General features: G+C 70.1%; 6 protein-coding genes. All 6 read right to left on the minus strand.

What is annotated here, in order from left to right; genetic code table 11:
* Nucleotides 1-4: 4 nt before the first annotated feature.
* A complete protein-coding gene (locus ABTZ89_RS10340) occupies nucleotides 5-2,860 on the minus strand; it encodes a hypothetical protein (RefSeq protein WP_351042583.1) in 2,856 nt (951 codons plus the stop codon).
* 13 nt (nucleotides 2,861-2,873) lie between these two features.
* Nucleotides 2,874-4,241 carry a hypothetical protein gene (locus ABTZ89_RS10345; RefSeq protein ID WP_351042586.1) on the minus strand — a complete coding sequence of 456 codons (1,368 nt, stop codon included), beginning with the start codon at nucleotides 4,239-4,241 and terminating at the stop codon, nucleotides 2,874-2,876.
* A gap of 71 nt (nucleotides 4,242-4,312) precedes the next feature.
* Nucleotides 4,313-4,603 carry a hypothetical protein gene (locus ABTZ89_RS10350; protein ID WP_270950838.1) on the minus strand — a complete coding sequence of 97 codons (291 nt, stop codon included), beginning with the start codon at nucleotides 4,601-4,603 and terminating at the stop codon, nucleotides 4,313-4,315.
* A gap of 82 nt (nucleotides 4,604-4,685) precedes the next feature.
* Complete coding sequence (locus ABTZ89_RS10355; protein ID WP_270950837.1) at nucleotides 4,686-4,973, minus strand: hypothetical protein; 288 nt, start codon at nucleotides 4,971-4,973, stop codon at nucleotides 4,686-4,688.
* Nucleotides 4,970-6,337 (minus strand): type VII secretion protein EccB, encoded by a 1,368-nt coding sequence (eccB, locus tag ABTZ89_RS10360; protein ID WP_351042591.1) that lies wholly within the window; start codon nucleotides 6,335-6,337, stop codon nucleotides 4,970-4,972. The genes ABTZ89_RS10355 and eccB overlap by 4 nt, the downstream gene beginning before the upstream one ends.
* 49 nt (nucleotides 6,338-6,386) lie before the next feature.
* Nucleotides 6,387-7,826: a type VII secretion integral membrane protein EccD gene (gene eccD / locus ABTZ89_RS10365; RefSeq protein WP_351042594.1), complete on the minus strand. Its 1,440-nt coding sequence runs from the start codon at nucleotides 7,824-7,826 to the stop codon at nucleotides 6,387-6,389.
* Nucleotides 7,827-8,275: the final 449 nt, after the last annotated feature.

Here is an 8,275-nt window from a genome sequence, read left to right on the forward strand (position 1 = left end):
CCTCCTAGCTGGTCGCGCTCTGCTCAGCGGGCTGCTCCGACTGCTTGGGCGCATCGGTGCTGGTGCGCGGCGCGGTCGAGCTGACGTGGACGTGGGTCGGAGCGAGCGGTTCGTCGGTCTCGTGCGCGAGGTCGTTCGGCAGCCCGATGACGCCGTTGCCCGCGGCGCTGCTGGTGCCCCACACGTTCTCGTCCTCGGACAGCCAGGTCTGGCGCTCGCGCTCCTTGGCGTTGTTCTGCCCACCGGACATCGGCGGCATCATGGGGGGCATCATCGGCATCCCGCCGCGCGGGTCGCCGACGGAGCCGCCGACCTGCGACGGTCCACCCTGCTGGGTCGTCTGGTCCTGCCCGGACCAGTCGGACCACCCCTCGCCGCCGAACCCACCGGTCGAGCCGCCAGCGCCCCCGCCCGGGAGGCCGGAGAAGTCGCCCCCACCGCCCGGCAGGCTCGACGTGCCACCGGCCGGATCGAAGCTCCCGCCGGACAGGCCGGAACCACCGGGGAGGTTCGACGTGCCACCAGCCGGATCGAAACCGCCACCAGGCAAGCTCGCACCGCCGGGCAAGTTCGACGTCCCACCAGCTGGGTCGAAACTCCCGCCCGGAAGCTCGCCCCCGCCAGGCAAGTTCGACGTGCCACCAGCGGGATCGAAACCGCCACCAGGCAGATCGGAACCACCGGGCAAGTTCGCAGAACCACCGGCCGGATCGAAACCACCACCCGGAAGCTCGCCCCCGCCAGGCAAGTTCGACGTCCCACCAGCAGGATCGAAGCCGCCACCCGGCAGATCGGAACCACCGGGCAAGTTCGCAGAACCGCCAGCGGGATCGAAACTCCCACCCGGCAGGTTCGCGGAGCCACCAGCCGGATCGAAACTCCCACCAGGCAGATTCGCGGAGCCACCAGCCGGATCAAAGCTCCCACCAGGCAAATCGGATCCGCCACCGGGAAGGTTCGAACCTCCGCCGGGCAGGTTCGACGTCCCACCAGCAGGGTCGAAGTTCCCACCGGGCAGCTCGCCTCCGCCGGGCAAGTTCGCTGATCCACCAGCCGGATCGAAACTGCCGCCCGGCAAGTTCGACGCCCCACCCGCCGGATCGAAATTCCCGCCGAGCGAGTTCGCGGCACCGTTCGCCGGGTCGAAGGGGTTGCCACCGCCCGGAACCTCGTTGAGCTGCCTCTTGGCATCCGGCGAGTTGGCGCTGCCGCCGCCGAACGGGCCCGTCATCCCGTTCGGCGGAACGATCGGAGCTCCCCCGCCGCCGTTCGCCGGCGGAACATCGCCGATCCCGCCCGGCGGCTGATCGCCCAGGCCACCGCCCCCGAGCGCCGGGTTGTCACCACCGCCGAAGGCCGGTGCGTCCCCGCCACCGGGCAGGTTCGAACCGCCGTTGGCAGGAGGCAGATCTCCGCCGCCGAACGTGGACGGCGTGTTCCCACCACCGTTCGCCGGATCGTTCACACCCCCACCGCCGCTGGCCGGCGGGAGGTTCAGGTCACCACCGCCGTTCCCCGGCGGACCGTTCAGATCCCCACCACCGTTGGCCGGCGGGAGGTTCAGATCCCCGCCGCCGTTCCCCGGCGGACCGTTCAAGTCACCACCACCGTTCGGCGGCGGCACGTTCAGATCCCCACCACCGTTCGGCGGCGGGATGTTGATGCCCCCGTTCGGCGGCGGGAAGTTGCCGCCAGGACCGCCGCCGGGACCGCCACCGGTCTGCGAGATCGGGGTCTCCAGGCCCTCCAGCGAGGACTTCGTGTTCTCGTAGCCGGTTCGCAGCTCGTCGATCCGCTTGCGGGCCGCCTCGTCGAGGGGCTCCATCTTCTTGCGCATGTAGTCGCTGATCTTGGCGTTGATGTCGTTCCAGGTGGTCTGGCTGCCCAGCGGACCACCGATCACAGGGAAGCCCTCCGGCAGCTTCCCCGGGGTGAACGGAACCGAATCGGCGTTCACGCTGCCGGGCGTGATCACCGGCCACATCATGCCGGGAGCGCCTTGGACGCTGGGCTGGGTGACCGCCGGGCCGCGGTTGTCGTCGGACCGGTACCCGTCCATCACGTTCTGGATGTAGGTCTCGGCCTTGTCCCGGCTGCTCCTCGCGAGCACGTCCAGCGCGTAGTTCGGCGTGCCGTGCACCAGGCCCTTGCCGTAGACGTAAGCGCTCACGTTGTTGAGCACGGCGTTCATCGTGTTCGTGGCCAGGTTCTTCAGGGCGCCCGAGTACTCACTCCACGCGGTCGCCATGCCCTTGCCGAAGTTCGAGGCGGCCTCCGCGGCCCGCTGCAGCCCCTCCGAGGTGTTGCGCTCCTCGACGATCTGCTCGCGCAGGCTCTCGACGGTTTCCGCGAGGCTGTTCACGCTCTGCTGGATCGCGTGCGCCGCTTTGCCCTTGAACGCCGAGTCGTCGCTGGAGAGCTTGTTGGCCCACTGCTGGAGCGTGTCGTGGTTGGTGGACAGCCACTCCACGTAGTGGTCGACGGACTCCTTCGCGTCCCGCAGCCGGTTGACGTTCATCAGCCCGATGTTCGCGGCTTTGAGCTGGTCGGTCAGGGCGTCGATCTCGGCGAGCGCCTTGTCCCAGTTACCCGGCAGCGTGGGGTTGCGGTCCACCGAGAGGTACCACTTGTCCCAGGCGTGGTAGCTGTAGCCGCTACCCGCGGACTGGCCGTCGGTCTGCGCGCTCCCGGGTTTCACCGAGGACTCCTGGAACCAGCCCTGGGCCTGGTCCGCCCCGCTGTCGACGATGCCGTGCAGGTCGGCGCCTTCACCGGTGACCGTGAACAGCACCTGGTCGAACGTCGCGCTCGAGGTGTTGTCGCCCTTGATCGGCTCCGGCTGGCCGGTGGGTTCAGTCATCGCTCGTCTCCAGTCACGCGGTTCCGGACATGCCGCCGCCGGTGAAACCGGGGTATTCGGTGGTGAACTTGGAAGCGTCGTAGGCGGCGAGGTCGTCGGTCTCCTTGAAGACCTCCTTCGCCTTCTCCAGCGAGTCGTGCAGCGTGTCGAGGGCCTTCTTGAGGCTCTTGTTCTCCGTCTGGACCGTGCCGCCGAAGGTCGCGCCCCACTTGACCAGCTTCGTCGCCGGTTCCCAGGTCTGGCCGGTCGGCTGCAGCTGGAGCTCGGCGTCGAGATCGGCGGGGCCTTGGGAGGGTGCCGTGCGGACGGTGCTCTTGATGTCGCCGATCACCGCGAGCAGCTGGTTGTACTGCCCCTCGTCGAACTTGATGTTCGGGTCCGGGCCGACGTCCCCGTTCGTCGACGGCATGCCGCCCATCCCCTGCGTGGTGGGGAAGTTGTACGCACCGCCCGGGTTCTGCGTGTTCGGCACGGGCTGCGTGCTGGGCGGGTTCTGCACGGGCGGCGGGGTTTGCGCGTCCGGCGTCTGGGAAGTCACCGGAGGTTGTTGGACGGGTGGCGGCTGCTGAGCAGGCGGCACGTCCTGCGCGGGCGGCGGCTGGTTCGGCATCGGGGTTTCGGTGGCGCCCTCGGTCGGCGGTGCACCGGCCGGGACACCCACCACGCCGCCGTACGGTTCCACCGGTTGCGCGGGAACAGCCGGTTGCGCAGGCGTGACCGGAATTCCGGGCGCAGCCGGCTGCAGCGGCGTCGCCGGAACCGTCGGTTCCAGCCTCGCGGGCTCGTTCGGCCGCATCGGCTCCAGCGGCTGCCCGGGAACCGTCGGTTCGAGCTTCGCCTGTTCCTGCGACGGCTCGACGGGGAGGACCGGGTGCGGTGACACCACCTGCGGCGACCTCAGCGCGTACCCGGGTTGTTTGGGCTCGTCCGGCACCTGCTCCGCGGGGAACTGCTCCGCCGGCACGCCCTGCTCCGCCGGAATCGCGGGCTCCAGCGCCGAGAACTCCTGCTGCTCAGCCGGTTTCGCCAAGATGAAGTGCTTCGGCATTGTGTGGGGTTCCAGCGGCACCGGCTCGGTGGTGACCGGTTCCGTCGGCGGAACCCCCGGATCCGCGGGCACCTGCTCCGCGGGCTCACCATCCGCGACGACGACCTTCTCCACCACGACGACCTTCGTCGCCGTCATGGGTTCCAGCGGCGGGAGGTCCCCGCCGGGAGGACCGCTGAACGGCTCTCCCGGCGGGACGTCACCCCCGGGTACCTCGGAGTGTTCGGCGGGCTTCGACACCGGCACCACCACGGCTTCGACCTCGACGGCCGCGGTGGCGGGCGAATCCGTCCCCCTGGTGGTCGCCGTCCGCGCTGGATCCGTCTCCTCCACCGAGATCTCCTTCCCGATCGTTCGGCCCGGTCCAGCGGGCCGTCAACAGTGGTGCCGGTGTCGCTGCGAGGTCAGCCGGCGATGATCCGGTAGCCGCGCTGGTCGCCTTCCTTGAACGTGTCGTGGATGCCCACCGAGGAGCGCGAGGTGAGCTGGATCTTCTCGGACATCGTCTGGTAGGAGCGGTTCCACTGGTTCTGGTTCTCCAGCCAGATGGGCTGCGCCTGGCCCCAAGCGGCCTCGGGGATGTTCTTCAGCGCTGCGTTGAGCTGTTCCAGGACGGAACCGAGGTTCTGCACGGCCTGGAGCAGCTGCTGGTTGACTTCTCCGTAGCCGTTGTGGTTGACGTCGAACGCGGTCATCCGATTTCCCTTTCCCGAAAAGTGCCGGAGCGGTTGGACTTCAGGTGTTCACCCGCTACGCAAAACGCGCCTGGAAAAACCCCTACTGAGCTGCGCCGCCGGTTTCGGTTTCGACGTTGCGGTTGGTCTGCAACAGTCCACCGGCCTTGGTGTTGAGGTTCTCCAGCTCGTTGACGATCTTGTTGAAGTCCATGTTCCAGTCGCCGAGGAGCTGGCCGAGCTTCATGCCGGACGTGGAGTTGTTGACCACCGGGAGCTGGCCGGCCAGGCCCTGCACGCTGCCGTTGATCTGGCGCATCTGGCCGAGCGCGGTCTCCGTGGCGCTGATGACCTTCACCAGCATTCCGTCGTCGTAACCGTATTGCGTCATCGGACTTCCTCCTCCGTTCGTTGTTCGCCGATCAGGTCGAGGACCGGCCCGGTCGGCAGCAGGGCCAGCAGGTCCGCGGGAACCGGTTCCGCGGTGTCCACCGAGTAGCCGAGCGCTTCGGCCGCTTTTCCGCTGGCGACCGGGAACTTCGCCCCGGCCTCGGTGATCAGGTAGACGCCCGCCCCGGGAACTCCGGGTGCCGGGCGGGTGCGGGCGATGAACCCGGCACCGGACCGGACGTCGACGAGGTCGGCGACCCGGCCGTCACGGGTGACCCCGGACGTCTGTCCATCCACAGTGGATCCGCTCAGGCCCGGCGCGGACACCACCGCCACCTCGCCCGACTCCCAGCGCACGCACGGCACGCGGCGGTCGAGGTCCAGGCCCTTCGGCGGCCGGGCGGGCAGTTCGGCCTGCCACACCGGTGCCGGCAGGACCTGCTGCTTGGCCAGTTGCGCCGGGGTGATCGTGATGGGCGGCGGCAGAGCCCCCTCCGGATCGGCGCCGAGCAGCGCCGCGACGGTGCGCGACACCGGCACCAATCCGCCCGCGTCCACCACGAACGTCGTGTCGCCGACCGCGTCCGGTGCGGTCACCAGCTGGCCGATCTCGGTCGGCTGACCAGCGACGTCCGGCCCGGGCCCGCCTCGGGGCACCGGCGGCGCCCCGAGGTCGGGTCCGGCGGGCAGCGTGTTGAGCCACGCCGAGTCGACCGGGATGGCCGAAGCCGGGTCCAGGCCGAGCGCGCGGGGCACCCACCCCTCGGTGACCCGCAGCCGGCTGCCCTGCCAGACGAGGTACTGCTGGTCGCCCACGCGGACCAGCACCGACTCGTCGGGCCCCAGCTCGGCCATCCCGGGCAGCGGGCCGACGGTCACCGCGACCCCCGGATCGCCGTCCCGCACCCCCGCGCACACCGTCCACGGCTGCGCCCCCGACGTGGCTGGCGGCAATGCGTCCGGCGCACCCGGAATGCCGATCGGAGCTCCCTTCGGGAAGTCCGCCAGCTCCCCGCCGCCGACCTTCGCGACCTTCGGCTCTCCCCCGACCATCAGCCGAGCCGACGCGTAGTTCAGCACCGGGCGCAGCCGCCCGTCGACGAGCACGTACCGGTTGCCGGAATCCTTGTCCACGACCAGGAATCCGGGCTTCTCCCGCCAGGCGTTCCCGCCCATCCCGGTGAGCAGGCTGACGATCAGCACGATCGCCATCACCAGCACCGCGACCGCGATGCCGCCCGCCAGCCCGGTCGTGGTCCGCCGGAGCGGCCGGTTCGGGTCGTCGGGATCGGTGCGCAGCACCGCGGCGAGGATCCGTCCGACCAAGAACGAATGCGCCTCGACCTGCTCACGCCTGCCGTACATGCTCGCCCTCCCTTCCGCTACCGAACACGGCTGCCACGACCGAGAAGGTTCACAACCACGACGCGACGACGCCGTAGAAACCGGTGACCGTCAGCACGAGCGCCAGCACGGCGAGGGCGCAGATCCAGTGCAGGATGTCGCCGAGGCGTCCCCAGCGCGGCACGAGCCGGCGGCCGGGCAGCACCTGGGCACCGGCCAGCGCGTTCCCGGCCAGACCCAGCAGTCCGACCAGGACGCACAGCTGGCCGAGCAGCGGCAGGTCGACGACCCAGTGCAGCAGCACCGACATCAGCGCCGCGGTGGCCGGGACCAGCGCGGCGACCCGGTGCCAGATCCCGCGCAACTCCCTGGCCTGCAACAGCAACAGCGTCGCCACGACGAGTCCGAGTGCTGCTGTGTCCCACGCGAGGTGCGAGGTGAGCACCAGCAGCGCGCCCGAGCAGACCGCGCCCAGCACCACGAGGAACGCGGTGAGGTGCGCGTCGGCGACCGATGCCCGGTCGAGGACGTCCTTGCTGGGCAACGGATCCAGGCCCTGCTGGAACTCCTCGGCGGTGGTCGGCACCGGCTCGGCGACGAGCCCGGCGAGCCAGGTGGCGAGCTGCGGCGCGGCCCGGGTCACGGCCAGCACCATCGCGACGAGCACTGCTGCGGTCGCATGCGCTTCCAGGCCGAACAGCAGGCCCGTGACGCATCCGAGCGCGGTCAGCACCGCTCCGCAGGCGACGGCGAGGAATCCCGCCTTGGCGACGTCGAGCGCGGCGCGGGCGATGACGGATCCAGCGGCCACGACGACCGCGCCTGCCAGCGCTCCTGCCACGGTGAACCAGTCGGCCGGGGGCGCTGCGCCCGCAGGCATCGCGAACCCCGCGACGCCGAGCGCGACCACCCCGACCGCGCCGAGCGTGATCGCGCCGCCCCGCTCTTCGAGCAGCCGCGCCAGGAGAGCACCGCCGCCGATCAGGACGAGCCCGACGGCTCCCGCGCTGATCGCGGTCACCGTCCCACTCCCGGCGAACGTCGTGACCAGCACCGCGAGCAGCCCGGCCAGCGCGGCGAGCGCGAGGCACACCCGGCGGGTCAGCGCCGGACGCCAGCTGTCGGTGCGCGCGGACAGTCCAGTGTGGATCCCGTCGACGAGGTCGTCGAAGTCGGCCAGCGGCAGCTGGTCGTTCCGGGGGCGCAGGTGCAGCACATCGCCGTCGTACAACCCGGCGGCAGCGGTCCCGTGCTCCTCGTTCAACGGCGCCTCGCCGAGCCGCTGCAACACCCAACCCCCGTGCGCGAGCCCGGAAGTCGCCAACGCCGGATCGAGGTGCCCGAGCACGGTCGGCATCAGATCGGAGATCGGCACGTGCGCAGGCACGGCCAGCTCAACCCGAGAGGTCGGCCCGCAGATGGTCAACCGGCACATCTCACCGGACTGGCCCGGCTGCGTCGACGGAGCGGGCTGCGCAGTAGCCGCCCCGTTCGGATTCGTCGCCACCATGCCCCCACCACGTCCCCGAACCCCCCGAAGGTTCAACCCCCCGTCCCCACCACCCGGCGCTCCGCCGTCCAGTGCTCCGCCGTCCAGTGCTCCGCCGTCCAGTGCTCCGCCGTCCGGGGCCACGCAAATTCAATGGAAATCAGACCTCCAATTTCCATTGAATTTGCGGAAGTTCTCCACAGAACCCGCAACTTATCCACAACCGTCGGCGCGTCAGAACCCAAAAACCGGGTTCGGACACCGGGTTCGGACACACCCGGGTCCCGACACGTGGGAGTCCCGACACACCGGGGTCCCGACACACCGGTGACCACAGTTTCAATTGAAACTGCACCGGACCTCCGGCGTGTCGGGTGCGGACACGCCGCGGGAACCACAGTTTCAATTGAAACTGCAGGTACTCGGTGTCGGCGTGTCGGGACCTGACACGCCGAAGGTCCACAAAGTCC

The sequence above is a fragment of the Saccharopolyspora sp. NPDC002686 genome (genome assembly GCF_040295745.1).
GTDB classification, from domain to species: domain Bacteria; phylum Actinomycetota; class Actinomycetes; order Mycobacteriales; family Pseudonocardiaceae; genus Saccharopolyspora; species Saccharopolyspora oryzae.